This window comes from Acidithiobacillus sp. AMEEHan, from assembly GCF_030996345.1.
Taxonomy (GTDB): domain Bacteria; phylum Pseudomonadota; class Gammaproteobacteria; order Acidithiobacillales; family Acidithiobacillaceae; genus Igneacidithiobacillus.
Genome location: NZ_CP118747.1, coordinates 1,576,297 through 1,591,071, shown reverse-complemented (window position 1 = coordinate 1,591,071; position 14,775 = coordinate 1,576,297). Strand labels below are relative to the sequence as shown.

The following is a 14,775-nucleotide window of genomic DNA, read 5'->3' as shown; positions in this document are numbered from 1 at the left end:
GGCATTCGTGAATTTGCAATACCATATCCGCCTCCACGCAAGTGCGCATCTGATTCAGGTAGATCTGCATCTTGCCGAGCCCGACCCTGACGGCCAGATTCTCGCGCTGCCCGCCTGGGTGCCCGGTAGTTATACCGTCCGTGATCTCGCCCGCCACATTGTCAGCATGCGGGCAACTGCGGGCGGGCTAGAGTTGCCCGTGGAAAAATTCCGCAAGGACCACTGGCGCCTAGCCCCTGGCAACGGCCCGGTAACCATCTCCTATCAGGTCTATGCCTTCGACAGATCGGTGCGCACTGCCTATCTCGATGATATGGGCGGGTTTTTCAATGGCCCGGCGGTATTTCTGCGGGTGCTTGGCCAAGAGCAGCGGGAACATATCCTGCGAATCAGCGGTCCAGCCGACTGGCAACTAGCCACCAGCATGCAGGCGCTCTCTGCCAGCGCCTGGTCGTGGGGCGAGTTCCAGGCAGCCGACTACCGCAGCTTCTGCAACCATCCCTTGCTCTTCGGCCCCCTCCACCGGGTGGATTTCTGTGCTGGGGAACTGCCTCACCACCTTGCTCTGTTGGGCCACGACAACCCAGAATTGTTGCGCGTGGGCGAGGATCTTGCCCGAATCTGTGCCTACCAGCAGCAGTTTTGGCGCGGCAGCCCCTTCTCGCGCTATCATTTTCTGTGTATGGGTGGGCAAAACGTCTACGGTGGCCTCGAACACCAGGCATCCTCCGCCCTGTTGTGCAGTCGTAGTGATCTCGACGGCACCGATCCCAAAGGCTACCGTCAGTTTCTTGGCCTCGCCAGCCACGAATATTTTCACTCCTGGCTGGTCCAGGGTATCCGGCCGGCGGCATGGAGCGACAGTTTCTGGGAAACAGAGATTATCAGCCGCGATCTCTGGGTCTTCGAGGGCATCACTTCTTACTACGATAGCCTGCTTCTGTGTCGCGCAGGCCTCTGGTCTCCTGGCGAGTACCTGGAAGAGCTGGGACAGGAAATCACCCGCCTCGCCCGACGTCCCGGGGAGGCCTATCAGAGTCTTGCGGAATCCAGTGCCGACGCCTGGACCAAGCTTTATCATCCGCATCCATCCGCGGCCAACTTCGAGATCAGCTACTACAACAAGGGCGCCCTGGCCGCCCTCTGTCTCGACGCTCGACTGCGGCAGCGAGGCTCAAGCCTCGACGCGTTTCTACGCCAACTCTGGCAAGAGTATGGACAAACGCAGCGGTCCCTGCCCGAGGGCGAAATCTTTTCCCTGCTGGAGACAGTCTTGGGAAATAGCGTGGGTAACGAAGTGCGGCAGTGGGTTATCGAAGCGCAGCCTCTACCGCTAGAAGAATGCCTGCAGATTCTGGGGATCGATCTGCACTGGCGTGCCGCCCGCGACGAGCAGGACCGTGGTGGCCAGGAGACGGAAGGTCGACGTTCGGATCTCGGTGCCCACTGGAAAAAGGCAGCGCTGGGCGTGGAACTGACCTTTGTGCGCGCTGGCGCTGCGGCGGAACAGGCGGGCCTCTGCCCGGGCGATCGTTTGCTGGCCCTGGACGGAGAAGAGATCCTCGCGGAGCGCCTGCAGACCGAATTCGATCGACTGCCCCCGGGAATCCCCCGGCATCTGCACTTTCTACGCGATGGCCGGATGCGTGAATGCGACTGCCTTCCGCTCGCCCCCCCGCTGGATACTGCCTATCTGCAGATCAGCGACGGCGGAAATCAGCGCTGCAGCGAATGGCTCAGCGGGACTTTGGCAAATCAGCCTGCGGCGTAGTCCCGACGAATCCGCTCCACCCGAATCGCCTTACCGGTCTGCGTGTCGATTTCTGCCAGCAGACCACAGAGGCTCGCCACGCCATCGACCACAGGTGCCTTGGCAGGCATGGCGTCGATGAAGCGACGTTTGGCAACCTCCCTATCCACCCCGATGATCGAATCGTAACAACCGCACATACCGGCGTCACTCTGATAGGCCATTCCCCCCGGGAACACCCGCTCGTCCGCCGTGGGAACATGGGTATGGCTACCCACCGCCATGCTAACCCTGCCGTCCAGATGCCAGGCAAGGGCATATTTTTCACTCGTGGCCTCCGCGTGCAAATCGACGAGAATCACGTCACAGTCGGCTAGATCGTCGCTCAAGGCTGCATCTGCAGCGCGGAAGGGACAATCATAGAGCGGATGCATGAACAGGCGCCCCATGAGGTTGAGCACGCCCAGGCTCCAGCCATTTTTTTCGATACGCAGCGCCCCGCGCCCCGGCGTACCGGGAGGCGCGTTATACGGCCGAAGCAGGCGCGGCTCCTCGACGATAAAGGAGATCGCTTCCTTTTGATCCCAAACATGGTTGCCAGCCGTAACCGCATCAACGCCCCAGGTAAAAAATTCGTCCAGAATCTTGCGCGTGATTCCCGCACCGCCCGCAGCATTCTCGCCGTTGACCACTATCGCATCCAGCCTCATCTGCGCGCGCAGATCGGCCAAGCCGTGCTGCAAGGCACGGCGTCCGGGCGCTCCCATCACATCGCCCGCAAAGAAGATTCGTATGTTCATCGTCGAAAACTCCGATATTCTCGTTCCGTGGCAATGGCATCCAGAGGAATATCCCATGGCTCCGTAGGCAATTCTTGCAGCTCCTGAAAGGCGTGGGCCACCCCCACCAAACGCGGTCGACGCCAGTGACGGCGGTGCCGCAACGACGCCAGGCTACGATCATAGAAACCGCCCCCCATGCCCAGTCGATGGCCGGTAGCATCGAAGGCGACCAACGGCAACAGCAACAAATCCAGCTCTGCGGCGGATTTCCAGTAACGACGCGCCACCTCGGGCTCGGGGATGGCCAAACGATTCTTGCGCAGGGTTGTACCTGCGGAAAACGGCGCGAAACGAAGTTCGGTCGCATGCAAGCCAGCCAGGACGGGGAGAAAGAATCGTTGGCGATGCGACCAAGGCAGTTGCAAAATGGGCAATGCGCTGATCTCCCCGCGCATGGGCCAATATAAAGCAATGGTATGCGCCTTGCGGAGAACCAGAGATTTTCGCAACTGATGGAGCAGGCCACCTTCCGCTTGGCGGAGATCAGCGGCGCTCAGGGCCGCACGCCGTTGCCGCATGCTGCGACGAATATCGGTTTTAGATACTGACAAAGAAAAACTCCCCGCTTGGGTCGTGGCGCCCGCTATCCCACGAACCTGACGACCAGGTCGGGAGCCCCGGAATCGTATCAGGCTACTCCGCAGGGGAGCGGCACACCAACGATATGGACCAAGGCCCCCTGGATAGACAATGTTGGTTCAGGAAATATCCCGGAACCACGAGCCCCGCAGGGAGTGATTCCAAGCTACTCCGCGCCCTGCCCCATGTCAACCAGGTTCTGCAGTCGGGCAGTCACGGTCTCCAAAGTGTGCTGCGCCTGTTGCAATTCACCCTGGCTGCGCTGCAGGTCGGCAGCGAGATTCAACGCGACCATGAGCAGGGCGCGCTCGCGTTGGACGCCCACGCCCTGACGCACCTTTGCTGCCTGCAACCGCTCCTGCAGCAAGGCAATGGCTTGCCCGAGCAGATTCCGTTCCTCGGGCGAGCAGGTGATTTGATAGGACTGATTGAGAAACTCTGCGGCGATCAGTTCGCGCGTATCGGCGGCATTGCCCTGACTCATCGCTGATACTCTTCCCGTTCCCAGATGGAGATTTGCTCTAGTAAGTGATCCAGACGCTCGCGAATGTCTTGCTGCTGTCGACGAAGCTGCAGATTTTCTGCTTCCAGGATCTCTTTTTCCCGACGTAGCCGCGCAAGTTCGGCAATCTGACCTACCCCCCGCACCTGGCGGCGCAGAGCGTGATAATCGAGTATCATGGCTTCGACTTGACCCAGGAGAGATTCGACCCGAGATTCCCGCACGCTTACCCCCGGCTTCCGTGTGAAAAGGAGTGTACGAAGGGCAGCAGGCATTTGCAAATCGATAACCCCATGAAAAAGACCTCCACCCCTCTTGTTTCCGGGCAGAATTTTCGTAACCGGCTCGGCCTTGCTGCCGTCGTGGTGCTGCTGCTGTTGTTGGTCGTGCTCGCCCGCCTGCTCGACCTGCAGGTGTTGCATTATCAAAAATTCCGGCAACTCGCCCACGACAACCATGTTGCCCTGGTTCCCGTCAACCCACCCCGCGGCTTGATCCTTGCCGATCATGGCCAGGTTCTTGCGCAAAATCAGCCCACCTACGCGGTGGAAGTCACACCGGATCAGACCAACGACCTGGACAGCACCCTCGATCGGCTGCAGAAACTGCTCGATCTTTCCGACGGTGATATGGCCCGTTTCGACAAAAGCATGGCGGCCAAGGCGAGCTTCGATCCCATCATCCTCAAAGCCGATCTCAGTCCCCAGCAAGTCGCCGCCTTAGCGGTGCGCAAGGCAGAATTTCCTGGGGTACGCGTTACCGCACTGATGCATCGCAACTACCCCTTCGGTGCCCTTTTTGCCCATGTCGTCGGCTATGTGGGTCCCATCACCGCGAGCGATCTAAAACGACATCAGGCAGAGAACTATCGCGGGCGGGACTACATCGGCAAGACCGGTCTGGAAAGCCACTACGAGCAACGATTGCGCGGCCAGATGGGGTATCAGATCAAACAGATCGATGCTGAAGGCTTGCAGGTCGGCACGCTGGAAGAGCAACAGCCGGTGGCTGGCGACAATCTGGTGACCCATTTACGGCTGCGGGTGCAGGAGGCAGCCGCCAATGCCCTTGAGAGCAACCATTATCGGGGCGCCGTCGTCGCTCTTGATCCCAATGATGGGCATGTACTCGCCATGGTCAGCAGCCCCAGTTTCGATGCCAACTGGTTTGTTGATGGCATCAGCACGGCGCACTGGCGCAGTCTCCTCGACAACCCCGGTCATCCCCTGACTGACCGCGCCGACAATGGCCTCTACCCGCCTGGCTCCTGCGCCAAGCCTTTCTTCTCGATCCAGGCCATTCAGTCGGGGGTAATTGGCCCGGATTTTCAGACCTATTGTCCGGGCAATTTTCAGCTCGGCGGACACACTTACTGGGACTGGAACCGCAGTGGTTTTGGCGAAACCAATCTAACCAAGGCGTTAGCCTGGTCCGTCGATGTCTTCTACTACAAACTGGCGGTGAAGATGGGCATCCAGCTCCAGGATCAAACCCTGTGGCGCTTCGGTTTTGGCAAGTCGCCCGGCATCGATTTACCCGGCGGCCTGGCAGGCTTGGTTCCCACCCCCGAGTGGAAGCGGGCCCATCTGCACGCACCCTGGTATACCGGTGATTCGGTCATCCTGGGCATTGGGCAGGGCTATCTCCTGGTGACCCCCTTGCAACTCGCTCGCGCCGTATCCGCCATTGCCAACGGCGGCTATCTGGTGCAGCCACAGGTCGGCAAGGAATGGGTCAACCCCAGCACCGGAGAACGGAGTCCCATCCCCAATGCGGCACCGGAAAATCTCCATATCGATCCGGTAGCATTACATGCCGTGCGCAAGGGGATGGAGGCCTGCGTCAATACCGGAACCTGTCATACCGTCAGCATCCCCGGCATCAGCATCGCCGGCAAAACCGGCACTGCACAGATTCCCGAGGGCTATGCCCATGGCCGGACGATTTACAACAATGACTCCCTGTTCATCGGCTGGGCTCCGGTAGATCAGCCGAAAATTGCCGTGGCGGTGGTGGTGGAGAATGGCGGCCACAATGCCTGGCAGGCATTGCCGGTGGCCCGTGCCACCATTGCCGCTTACTTGCAGCCTGACCGCGACCCCGGCCCTCCCGCGGCGCATTTGCATCCGCAGCACTGACCGCGCAACAGTGACACAATTTGGCCGCCTCAGTCTGTCAATCCAATCTTGCCGAGGGTACCTCGGCTGGCTGGGTAGCCAATGCCCGCGGTTCCCAAGCCGGGAAAGCGAAGGAGGTGGTTGCGACGACGTGCCAATTCGCTCTGAAATCTCCATCGCTGGCTCGTTGGGCTGACACACGTCTTGACTTTCCTGGCGAAACTGCGCACACTCCGCTGATCTTTCGCCCCAGCAACGGGGCCTTCGTTTTGCATGTATCAGGAGTGGTAGCGTGGCGAATTCGGCTCAGGCGCGCAAGCGCGCAATTCAGAATCAAAAGCGGCGGCTGCACAACGACAGTCTGCATTCCCGTATGCGCACCTACGTCAAGCACGTGCTGCGCGCCGTCCATGAGGGTAACCAGGAGCAGGCTCGTGCTGCCCTGCACACTGCCGAGTCGATCATCGACAAGACCGCGAGCAAAGGCGTCATCCATCGCAATGCCGCGGCGCGTACCAAGAGTCGCCTGTCGGCACGGGTGAAGGCGATGGGAGAGCAGGCTTCCGCCTAACTCTCTCTTGTAGCTAGCGAGATACGGGGCCAGTCGGACGACTGGCTTTTCGCTTTTCAACCGTCGAGCAGAGCGCGAAGGCGCACAAAGGCGTCCTCGGTTTCCTCGGGTGCAGCCACTGTGTTCGCAGCGCCTGGCCAGTCCAGATGCTCGGCGGGGATCTCTTGCAAAAATCGCGATGGTACGGGATTCAGGGTTTCTCCATAACGCTTACGCTTCTGGCAGAAGCTGAGCTGCAAACGAAAGCGCGCGCGGGTCATTCCCACATAGAACAAACGACGCTCCTCGGCGATCTGCTCCGGCGTCTCGCTATTGCGATGCGGCAATAACTCCTCTTCCAGTCCCACCAGAAATACCTGCGGAAATTCCAGCCCCTTCGCCGCATGCAGGGTCGACAAGCGCACGACATCGCGATCATCGTCCTCTTCCCGTTCGAGCATGGTATAGAGCATCAGACGTTGCAGCAGCTCACCGAGATCCTTGGGACCATCCTCCTGCTCAAGCAGACGGCCCATCCAATCCAACAATTCCTGCAGATTCTCCCAGCGGCGCCGGGCACTGCGCTCATCTTCCTCGTCCAAAAGATATTGCCAGTAGCCAATCTCTTCTGGGATGCTTTGCAAGACCGGGAGCAATTCTGCAGCGCGCTGTACTTCGTCATTTTTCTGATTGATCCAGTTGGCGAATTCTTCCAAGGCGCTGCGACTGCGCACCGGCAACTCCAAATCTTCCGCAAAGATGCTGGCGAAGAAGGACTGCTCCTGGACCCGCGCATGTTGCCATAGGCGTTCCAGACTTTGACTGCCGATTCCTCGGCGCGGGGTGTTCACGGCCCGCAACAGCGCTGGATCGTCTTCGGGATTGTGGATCAATCGACAATAGGCAAGAAAATCCTTGATTTCCGCACGCTCGAAAAACGAGATCCCACCGGAGACCTGATAGGGGATCCGCGCCGCGCGCAACGCTGCTTCCAGCGGGCGAGACTGATGATTACTGCGGTATAGCACCGCATAATCGCGATACGCACCATCACGTTGAAAGCGGTCACGCAAGATCGTGTTCGCGACTCGCTCCGCCTCATCACTCTCATCCACACAGGCATGCACCTGGATGCGCTCGCCCTCCCCCAGATCCGACCACAATCGTTTTTCGAATAAGTGCTCGTTTTGCGCGATGACGGCATTGGCAGCTCGCAGAATACGGGCCGTAGAGCGATAATTCTGCTCCAGCTTGATCACCTTTAGGGTCGGAAAATCTTCGGCCAGACGATGCAGATTGTCCGCAGCGGCGCCACGCCAGGAGTAGATGCTTTGATCATCGTCTCCCACCGCCGTCAGATTCTGGCGCTGTTGCAACAACACGCGCAGAAGCCGATATTGCGCGCCATTGCTGTCCTGATATTCGTCTACCAGGAGGTAGCGGATGCGATCCTGCCAATAGGCGCGCGCTGCCTCGTCGGTGCTGAGAATGCGGGTGGGCAGCAGAATCAGGTCGTCGAGATCCACGCCATTACAGGCACGCAAGGACTTGTTGTATTCGGGGTAGAGGGCCTGCGCCAACGCACCGATCTGATCTTCGGATACGACTTCTTCCGGCGTCAGGCCATCGTTCTTGAAGCGCGAGATGCGGGCCTGGATCACCTCGGCAAGATCGGCCGCCGCTCCGTTGCTCTCACGCAGCAGTCCGCGCACGATTGCCAGCCCATCACCGGGATCGATGACACTGAAAGCCGGACCGTAGCCCAGGCGCGGCAGCTCTCGTCGTAGAATCTGCAAGCCCAGACGATGAAAGGTCGAGACCATCAGCCCGCGCCCTACTCGCCCCTCCAGACGCTGAAAAACCCGCGCCTTCATCTCGCGCGCCGCTTTGTTGGTGAAGGTAACGGCGGCAATGTGCTGCGCCGCGACCTGCTCGTTCTGAATCAGGTGGATGATCTTCTGGGTGATCACCCGGGTTTTTCCCGAGCCTGCACCGGCCAACACCAGCAGTGGCCCATGCACATGGCGCACTGCTTCCCATTGCGGCCCATTGAGATCGGGACGGCTACTCAGCCTGAGCCTCCAACGGCGCCGGCGCGCTGCCCGCCTGTTCGGCAAAGCCACCACGATAGGCCCACCAAATGATGACCGGCCCGAGAATGATCATGGGAATGGAAAGCACCTGTCCCATGGTCAGCGGACCGAGGACAAAGCCCAACTGAATATCGGGTTGCCGGACGAACTCGACCAGAAAGCGGAACACACCGTAACCAAACACAAACAGTCCACCCACCGCGCCGATGGGACGGGGACGCCGACTGTAGATCGCTAGAATCACGAATAGCAGAACTCCTTCAAGCAGGAATTCATAAAGTTGTGACGGTTGGCGCGGCTGCGGTCCCCCGGCCGGGAAGACCATCGCCCAGGGCAAGTGACTCACCCGGCCAAAGAGCTGATCATTGATGAAGTTGGCGATGCGGCCGAGACCCAAGCCAATGGGAACTGCGGGTGCGATAAAATCGAGCGTGGGTAGGAAGCCATGCTGCGGCTTGCTCCTGGCAAAGAGCCAGCAAGCCAGTACAACCCCCAGCAAACCGCCGTGGAAGGACATGCCGCCATCCCAGATAAAGAGCATGTGCAAGGGATGCTGCACATAGTAGGGGAGGTTGTACCAGAGAATATACCCCACGCGGCCGCCGAGTATGGCGCCGATCGCCACAAAAAATTCGAGATCGACCACCTCGGATTTCTTCCAGGGCGTGTGGCTGCGGCGCCCGCGGCGAATCAGCCACAAGGTGGCAATGACAAAACTAATGATCTCAAGCAGACCATACCAATGGATGGTGATGGGCCCCAATTGAAAACCGATGGGGTTGATATTGGGATAGTGCAGCATGGAACTACTCCCTTACAGATAAGTCACGATGGCCATCTGATACGATTCTGTCAAGCAGAGCCTGCGGCGGGAATCTGCATGGTGACACAATGCAGACTGCCATGCTGGCGCGCTAGTTCGATACAGGGGAGCAGGACGATTTCGCGATCCGGGAACGCCGCCGCCAGCCGCTCCGCCGCTACCGCATCGGCAGGATCATCATAGCTCGGGACCAGCACAGCACCATTGATGATCAGAAAATTGGCATAGCTAAGGGGCAGTCGCTCGCCATCTTCATCATAGCGAGCAGCTGGCCAAGGCAACGGAATCAGGTGATAGGGGCGGCCATCGATCTGGGGAAATCCCGCCAGTTCTGCTGCCATCTGCTGCAGAGCGGCGAAGTGATCGTCCAGGGGATCATCGCAGGACTGATAGGCAATGACGCCCGGGCTGCAAAAACGCGCCAGGGTATCCACATGGGCATCGGTGTCGTCGCCCTGCAAATAGCCCGACTGCAGCCAGAACACCCGCTCGACACCGAGCAGAATGCAAAGTTGGCTGCTGATTTCTTCTCGGGACCATTGCGGATTGCGATTGGGCGAAAGCAGACAGGCCTCCGTGGTCAACAGCGTGCCCTGGCCATCGCTGTCGATACTGCCGCCTTCCAGCACCATACCCAAGGATTGCAGGGGCAGATCACCATACGCTCCCGCAGCGTGCAGGCGCCGCGTCAATTGATTATCGAGGTCGGCGGCAAACTTCAGGCCCCAGGCATTGAAGGCAAAATCCAGCAGTCGACGGCGTCCATCCGGGTGCCGCAGGGTAATGGGGCCATGGTCTCGCGCCCAGGAATCGTTGCTGGGACCACGATGAAAATGGCAACGCGAGAGATCAGCGCCCGCTGCGCGCAGCTGTCGTTCACCTTCGCGCTGGCTGGCATCGTCATGCACGGCCACCAGCAAATCTTCCCGCTGACTGACAGCCGCGCCGATGGCAGCAAAGACCGGTAAGACCTGCTCCAGCCGCGGCGCCCAATCCGTGGCCGGATGCGGCCAAGTCAATTGCACCGCCTGCTGTGCTGCCCACTCTGCAGGCAGGGTAAACCCGTCGGCCATGATCGCTCCCCGAAGAAAAATCAAGCCGCATTGTAGGTCCTCGCCACGCTTCCGTCACCGCCTTTTGGCGGCTACACTCCGCTGATGACCATCAGACAGGAGCGCCTCGACCATCTTCTTTCCCGACTGGGCTATTGCAGCCGCTCGGAGGTACGGGACTGGCTGCGCGCAGGCCGCATCAGCGTCCCCGGTGTAACGGAGAGGCTACGATCTGGAAGCAAGGTCAATGCCGATCAAGTCCGTGTCGATGGCGAGGCCATCGATCCAGCACGCCCTCTCTATCTGCTCTACCACAAAGCTCTGGGCACGGTCTGTGCGCACGACGATCCGCACAGCATCTATGATGACTTGCCCATGCGCTGGCGCTACCGCCGTCCGGTCGTGAGCAGTGCCGGGCGCCTCGATCGCGACACCAGTGGCCTGCTGCTGCTGAGTGACGACGGGCAATGGCTGCACCGCTGGAGTCACGCGCGTAACCTCGTTCCGCGTCACTATCGAGTGCTGCTGGCGGAGCCATTGCGGAACGATGCGGAGCAGATTCTCGCCAGCGGCAATCTGCTTCTGGAGGGCGAAAACACCCCTTGCAAACCGGCGCAGGTACAGAGACTGGGCGAGCGGGAAATCCGCCTGACCCTGCGGGAAGGGCGCTACCATGAGGTACGCCGAATGATGGCAGCTTTGGGCAATCATGTGCAGGCACTGCATCGCGAGGGCTTTGGCCCCTTTACTCTCGGCGATCTGCAGCCCGGTGCCTGGCGCTTTTTGCAGGAAAACGAGATGCAGCAGGAGACCGCCGAATGAGATGGAGCCCGCATGTTACCGTTGCCGCCGTCACCTGCGATACCTCCGGGCGTTTCCTTCTCGTTGAAGAGCTCATCGATGGTGTACCCTGCCTCAACCAACCTGCCGGTCATTGGGAAAGAGGGGAGAGCCTGATCGAGGCCGTCATACGTGAAACCCGGGAAGAGACGGGTTACGATTTTGTCCCGGAAGCCATTTTGGGCATCTACCACTGGCAACATCCGCACAAAGACCTCACCTATCTCCGCATTGCCTTCGCCGGCCACACCAACGGACATGATCCGCTGGCGCCCCTCGACACAGGTATCCTGGGTCCGCGTTGGTTGCGGCGGGAGGAACTCCCCGCAGCAAGGCTACGTACGGTAATGGTAGAGCAATGTATTCAGGATTTTCTTGCCGGACAACGCTGCTCCCTCGATCTCCTTCATTCGCTCTAATCTGCAAATTTGCCATCCGCAAGCGCCCATGACCTCTCCCCAGAATTTTGTTACAGTGGAATAAATTCTGTAGAGAGACACAGCGATGATCGACGCAGACGGCTATCGCCCCAACGTGGGCATGATCATTTGCAACCAAGACAATCAAGTACTCTGGGCAAAAAGAGTAGGTGAGAATGCCTGGCAGTTCCCCCAGGGCGGTATTGATGGCAACGAGAGTCCCGAACAGGCGGTATTCCGTGAGCTCCTGGAAGAAGTCGGCACCAACAAGGTGTGTATTTTGGGCCGTACCCGGGGCTGGCTACGCTACGACGTGCCCAATGCGCGGAATCGCAGTCGGCAACGGCGCTATCGCGGACAAAAACAGATCTGGTTTTTATTGCGCTTTGAGGGTAGTGAGGCGGAAATCAATCTGAAGACGGCGCACCCAGAATTTGAAGACTGGCAGTGGGTGGATTATTGGCGCCCGGCGGCAGAAATCATTGCTTTCAAGCGGCGCGTTTACTGCCTGGCCCTGCAGGAGCTGGCGCCACTGATCGGCGCGCCACCGGCGCCCTTCCCCGTTCCAGAACGGGGCAACACGCTGCCCCATCGGGGAAGTCGTTACCCACAACGTCGTCGGCACCCCAGCAGCGCAACGTAAAAAGGCTGGCCGCGGCGCGGCCAGCCTTTCCGTCCTTCACGAACCTGAATTACTTCTTTTTCAGACAGCTGCTCATGAAAGCCTTGCGCTGCTCGCCCTTCATGCCCTTCGCACGGGCATTGCAGGTCTTCATCTTTTCCTGCTGTGCGGTGAGCTTGCGCGGAGCCTCGGTTTTCTTCTCCACTTTCTTTTCCATCTTGTGCTGCTCTACCTTCTTCTCCATCTTCATCGGCGCGACCGGTGCGGCAGTTTCCGCAAAAGCGGCACCGGAGACCAGGAACGACACGGCAACACAGGAAGCCAATACTTGTTTCAACATGGTGTTCTCCTTTGGTTTTGAGTACAACAGCAACTACAACAATCCTTTCAAGCTTTGCAGGGCCTGATCCAGACCTCCTGCGTCCGGAGTCTGACCTCCCGGCGTCAAACGATCGATGATCCCCGGGAGGACTTGACTCAACCCCTGCGTGAGGGTTTGCGGATCCACACCGATCACGCTGGCGATGTTTTGAATTCGATCACTGCCAATGGCGGATTCGATTTGATCCGCGCTGATCGGCTGGTTCTGTCCATTGGCGATCCACGAATCGACAACTGAACCCAATCCGTTGTCGCGCAGCTGTTGCAAAGTGCCGCTCACCCCGCCTGGCTGGTTCTGCAAAAAGCGCAGTGCAGTGCCCAAAAAGCCATCCTGATCCGCGCCAATGGCCGCCATACCACTGGATAACACATCGTCAAGCAGGCCCATGTCCGCCCTCCCGTTTTCGTATATCCGCGGTGGAAAATACCGCAGAGCATCAGGCCATTCAAGGGTCAGCGTGGAATGCTGCGTCGCTTACGCACTTCCACGGTCACGGATCGTGTGCTCGAACGAGAGGCGGGTTGAGCAGTGACCGGATGCGCCGTCTCCTCCGGGATGGGAAGGTCTTTTGGATACCAGAACTGCGGTCGACCATTCTGATCGGCATTTCCGACAGGCGTCGACTCGGCCGGACGCCGGGGGACGCGCTGATCCGTCCCACTTTCCTGATCCCGCGCACGCTTGCGCTCCGGGGTGATACCATACTGCGGTGCAACGATGGGCATAACGCTCCCTTCTGGGTCAATCCTGACTTACTTGCTCAAGGAGGGGCATGGTGGAGCCTCCCCTACCTTGGAACTCTAGCATAGTTCGCAAGGAAGAAAAAGAAATATCAGGCAGTTCTGGAGGCGAAAAGCGGAGAACCCGCCCGACTCCACCGGGTTAAAGGGCAGGAAAATCAATTTATAAGAGAACTTTAATTTAATAATAATTAAACTTAACCAATAACTATCAATAATAAATGTTATAGGATAATCAGAAAAATAAAAAAATAATAGTTGCTTTGCGTTTTCCATTTGACTATAAAACAGATGAAAGAATGCTTTTTCTCATTCTTTACTAATTTTCGGGACAGGAACAAAGGAGATACACCTATGAATACACAGACACTCGGGCGGGAAGACCGTATCACATTATTCTCCTGGCAACTGCTTTTTGCCCGCGGTATTGCCGCGTTGGCATTCGTGATTGCCGCGCTGCTGGATTTCGGTGCCACCATGACACTGCTCATCTGGTTTTTTGCTATCTATGTCTTTTTTGACGGCGGCTACTCAGCGATTCGTCTGGCACAGAAGGGCTCAGGCGCCTGCCCGCGGGTTTTGATCGCCCTGAAGGCCGTCGTTGGCGTCGCTGCCGGCATCGCCGTTATCATTTTGGCCACGCAGGGCAACATGGTGTTTACCCTGTTGACCGTATTTGCCTGGGTCGCCATCGTCGGCGTGCTGGAAGGGATCTGGGTAATTCGCAATGTCCAGAACAAGGAAATGGTCCTGATCATTGGATCTTCGGCCTACCTCGCCCTGGCCGTTTGTTTGCAGGTGATCTTTGCCGTCGCTCCACAGGCAGGCTCTGGCATCTACAATTGGATCGTCATCGGATTCTCGGCAGCTTTTTCGGCAGCCATGCTGGGTATGAGCTGGGCGATGCGGCGCAATGCCCTGCGCACCAGTGGAGGCAAGCCTTCCGCTGTTGCCGCTCACTAAGATCCATCCACCAGAATTTCCTGTTCCATGGGTGCGAGGAAGTGCTGCAAAGCTTCCTCCACCCTAATTGCCACCCGACAACCGACTACGAATGTTCAACAAAAATACTGAATGTGCTCTGCGCTGTTTGCTGTTCCTTGCGGAGAAGGGGATTGGGGTACCGATTCTCTGTCGCGACATCGCGCACGCCATAGGGGTTTCTGAACCCTGCGTGGCGAGCGTTTTACGGATTCTGGCCAAACGCGGTGTATTGGAGTCCCTCAAGGGTAAGGGTGGCGGCTTTGCGCTGCGACCTGAGGCTGCGAGCCTGAGCGTCTACGACATCCTGCAAGCGGTAAGCACCGCCCCAGAAAAACAGGTACACTGTATTCTCGGACAAAAAGAGTGTTCTGACCTCCACCCCTGCCCTCTGCATACCGCGTGGATGGAGCTGCAGGAACAACAAAACAAGCTGCTCAGGGGATTTCTTCTGGCAAGCCTACTGCCGTCCTGAGAGACAGC

Annotated in this window: 18 protein-coding genes and 1 other RNA gene; 8 read left to right on the top strand and 11 right to left on the bottom strand. The window is 58.6% G+C overall.

All coding sequences use genetic code 11. The features are described 5' to 3' along the window. Positions 1 to 7 precede the first annotated feature (7 nt). Positions 8 to 1,771, top strand: a complete 1,764-nt coding sequence (locus ORD17_RS08250) for a M61 family peptidase (RefSeq protein WP_308387894.1) — start codon at positions 8 to 10, stop codon at positions 1,769 to 1,771. Here ORD17_RS08250 and ORD17_RS08245 read toward each other — a convergent pair. The 5 genes from ORD17_RS08245 to ORD17_RS08225 all read right to left on the bottom strand — a co-directional run bounded on the left by ORD17_RS08245 (position 1,756) and on the right by ORD17_RS08225 (position 3,897). Then, positions 1,756 to 2,550, bottom strand: coding sequence for a TIGR00282 family metallophosphoesterase (locus tag ORD17_RS08245; protein WP_308387893.1), 795 nt, complete (start codon positions 2,548 to 2,550; stop codon positions 1,756 to 1,758). The genes ORD17_RS08250 and ORD17_RS08245 overlap by 16 nt on opposite strands. Beyond that, positions 2,547 to 3,143: a 5-formyltetrahydrofolate cyclo-ligase gene (locus ORD17_RS08240; protein ID WP_308387892.1), complete on the bottom strand. Its 597-nt coding sequence runs from the start codon at positions 3,141 to 3,143 to the stop codon at positions 2,547 to 2,549. The genes ORD17_RS08245 and ORD17_RS08240 overlap by 4 nt, the downstream gene beginning before the upstream one ends. Before the next feature lie 4 nt (positions 3,144 to 3,147). Then, positions 3,148 to 3,329: non-coding RNA, 6S RNA (ssrS, locus tag ORD17_RS08235), on the bottom strand. A gap of 8 nt (positions 3,330 to 3,337) precedes the next feature. After that, positions 3,338 to 3,655: a cell division protein ZapA gene (locus ORD17_RS08230; protein ID WP_308387891.1), complete on the bottom strand. Its 318-nt coding sequence runs from the start codon at positions 3,653 to 3,655 to the stop codon at positions 3,338 to 3,340. Next, the gene (locus ORD17_RS08225; protein WP_308387890.1) at positions 3,652 to 3,897 is read right to left on the bottom strand and encodes a hypothetical protein; all 246 of its coding nucleotides are present in this window, start codon (positions 3,895 to 3,897) and stop codon (positions 3,652 to 3,654) included. Before ORD17_RS08225 ends, ORD17_RS08230 begins: the two co-directional genes overlap by 4 nt. A gap of 69 nt (positions 3,898 to 3,966) precedes the next feature. Here ORD17_RS08225 and mrdA point away from each other — a divergent pair, with 69 nt between their 5' ends. Beyond that, positions 3,967 to 5,811, top strand: a complete 1,845-nt coding sequence (mrdA, locus tag ORD17_RS08220) for a penicillin-binding protein 2 (RefSeq protein ID WP_308387889.1) — start codon at positions 3,967 to 3,969, stop codon at positions 5,809 to 5,811. Between the two features lie 271 nt (positions 5,812 to 6,082). Further along, the gene (rpsT, locus tag ORD17_RS08215; RefSeq protein WP_308387888.1) at positions 6,083 to 6,361 is read left to right on the top strand and encodes a 30S ribosomal protein S20; all 279 of its coding nucleotides are present in this window, start codon (positions 6,083 to 6,085) and stop codon (positions 6,359 to 6,361) included. A 56-nt stretch (positions 6,362 to 6,417) separates the two neighbouring features. Here rpsT and ORD17_RS08210 read toward each other — a convergent pair whose 3' ends face one another. From ORD17_RS08210 to ORD17_RS08200, 3 genes are read right to left on the bottom strand one after another with little or no spacing between them, the layout of a single operon-like run. Beyond that, positions 6,418 to 8,370 (bottom strand): UvrD-helicase domain-containing protein, encoded by a 1,953-nt coding sequence (locus ORD17_RS08210; RefSeq protein ID WP_374693364.1) that lies wholly within the window; start codon positions 8,368 to 8,370, stop codon positions 6,418 to 6,420. Between the two features lie 34 nt (positions 8,371 to 8,404). Further along, the gene (gene lgt, locus ORD17_RS08205; protein WP_308387887.1) at positions 8,405 to 9,235 is read right to left on the bottom strand and encodes a prolipoprotein diacylglyceryl transferase; all 831 of its coding nucleotides are present in this window, start codon (positions 9,233 to 9,235) and stop codon (positions 8,405 to 8,407) included. Between the two features lie 50 nt (positions 9,236 to 9,285). After that, positions 9,286 to 10,329 carry an agmatine deiminase family protein gene (locus ORD17_RS08200; RefSeq protein ID WP_308387886.1) on the bottom strand — a complete coding sequence of 348 codons (1,044 nt, stop codon included), beginning with the start codon at positions 10,327 to 10,329 and terminating at the stop codon, positions 9,286 to 9,288. A gap of 84 nt (positions 10,330 to 10,413) precedes the next feature. Here ORD17_RS08200 and ORD17_RS08195 point away from each other — a divergent pair, with 84 nt between their 5' ends. The 3 genes from ORD17_RS08195 to ORD17_RS08185 all read left to right on the top strand — a co-directional run bounded on the left by ORD17_RS08195 (position 10,414) and on the right by ORD17_RS08185 (position 12,210). Then, positions 10,414 to 11,130, top strand: coding sequence for a pseudouridine synthase (locus tag ORD17_RS08195; protein WP_308387884.1), 717 nt, complete (start codon positions 10,414 to 10,416; stop codon positions 11,128 to 11,130). Beyond that, the gene (locus ORD17_RS08190) at positions 11,127 to 11,567 is read left to right on the top strand and encodes an NUDIX hydrolase (RefSeq protein ID WP_308387883.1); all 441 of its coding nucleotides are present in this window, start codon (positions 11,127 to 11,129) and stop codon (positions 11,565 to 11,567) included. Before ORD17_RS08195 ends, ORD17_RS08190 begins: the two co-directional genes overlap by 4 nt. A gap of 85 nt (positions 11,568 to 11,652) precedes the next feature. Further along, positions 11,653 to 12,210: an RNA pyrophosphohydrolase gene (locus tag ORD17_RS08185; RefSeq protein ID WP_308387881.1), complete on the top strand. Its 558-nt coding sequence runs from the start codon at positions 11,653 to 11,655 to the stop codon at positions 12,208 to 12,210. Positions 12,211 to 12,259: 49 nt separating this feature from the next. On the opposite strand, the gene ORD17_RS08180 is transcribed toward ORD17_RS08185, so the two are convergent. From ORD17_RS08180 to ORD17_RS08170, 3 genes are all read right to left on the bottom strand, one after another. Next, on the bottom strand, positions 12,260 to 12,526 hold the full coding sequence (locus ORD17_RS08180) for a PsiF family protein (protein ID WP_374693363.1): 267 nt from the start codon (positions 12,524 to 12,526) through the stop codon (positions 12,260 to 12,262). A gap of 36 nt (positions 12,527 to 12,562) precedes the next feature. After that, on the bottom strand, positions 12,563 to 12,958 hold the full coding sequence (locus ORD17_RS08175; RefSeq protein ID WP_374693362.1) for a YidB family protein: 396 nt from the start codon (positions 12,956 to 12,958) through the stop codon (positions 12,563 to 12,565). A 65-nt stretch (positions 12,959 to 13,023) separates the two neighbouring features. After that, complete coding sequence (locus ORD17_RS08170; RefSeq protein ID WP_308387878.1) at positions 13,024 to 13,296, bottom strand: hypothetical protein; 273 nt, start codon at positions 13,294 to 13,296, stop codon at positions 13,024 to 13,026. 369 nt (positions 13,297 to 13,665) lie between these two features. Here ORD17_RS08170 and ORD17_RS08165 point away from each other — a divergent pair, with 369 nt between their 5' ends. Together ORD17_RS08165 and ORD17_RS08160 are read left to right on the top strand one after the other, a co-directional pair. Next, the gene (locus ORD17_RS08165) at positions 13,666 to 14,274 is read left to right on the top strand and encodes a hypothetical protein (protein WP_308387877.1); all 609 of its coding nucleotides are present in this window, start codon (positions 13,666 to 13,668) and stop codon (positions 14,272 to 14,274) included. Between the two features lie 91 nt (positions 14,275 to 14,365). Further along, complete coding sequence (locus tag ORD17_RS08160; RefSeq protein WP_308387875.1) at positions 14,366 to 14,767, top strand: Rrf2 family transcriptional regulator; 402 nt, start codon at positions 14,366 to 14,368, stop codon at positions 14,765 to 14,767. The last annotated feature ends 8 nt before the right edge of the window (positions 14,768 to 14,775 follow it).

Coding starts and splice junctions, on each gene's coding strand:
- ORD17_RS08245 (WP_308387893.1), bottom strand. CDS start 2,550: ATGAACATACGAATCTTCTTTGCGGGCGATGTGATGGGAGCGCCCGGA.
- ORD17_RS08230 (WP_308387891.1), bottom strand. CDS start 3,655: ATGAGTCAGGGCAATGCCGCCGATACGCGCGAACTGATCGCCGCAGAG.
- mrdA (WP_308387889.1), top strand. CDS start 3,967: ATGAAAAAGACCTCCACCCCTCTTGTTTCCGGGCAGAATTTTCGTAAC.
- lgt (WP_308387887.1), bottom strand. CDS start 9,235: ATGCTGCACTATCCCAATATCAACCCCATCGGTTTTCAATTGGGGCCC.
- ORD17_RS08200 (WP_308387886.1), bottom strand. CDS start 10,329: ATGGCCGACGGGTTTACCCTGCCTGCAGAGTGGGCAGCACAGCAGGCG.
- ORD17_RS08195 (WP_308387884.1), top strand. CDS start 10,414: ATGACCATCAGACAGGAGCGCCTCGACCATCTTCTTTCCCGACTGGGC.
- ORD17_RS08190 (WP_308387883.1), top strand. CDS start 11,127: ATGAGATGGAGCCCGCATGTTACCGTTGCCGCCGTCACCTGCGATACC.
- ORD17_RS08185 (WP_308387881.1), top strand. CDS start 11,653: ATGATCGACGCAGACGGCTATCGCCCCAACGTGGGCATGATCATTTGC.
- ORD17_RS08175 (WP_374693362.1), bottom strand. CDS start 12,958: ATGGGCCTGCTTGACGATGTGTTATCCAGTGGTATGGCGGCCATTGGC.
- ORD17_RS08170 (WP_308387878.1), bottom strand. CDS start 13,296: ATGCCCATCGTTGCACCGCAGTATGGTATCACCCCGGAGCGCAAGCGT.
- ORD17_RS08165 (WP_308387877.1), top strand. CDS start 13,666: ATGAATACACAGACACTCGGGCGGGAAGACCGTATCACATTATTCTCC.
- ORD17_RS08160 (WP_308387875.1), top strand. CDS start 14,366: ATGTTCAACAAAAATACTGAATGTGCTCTGCGCTGTTTGCTGTTCCTT.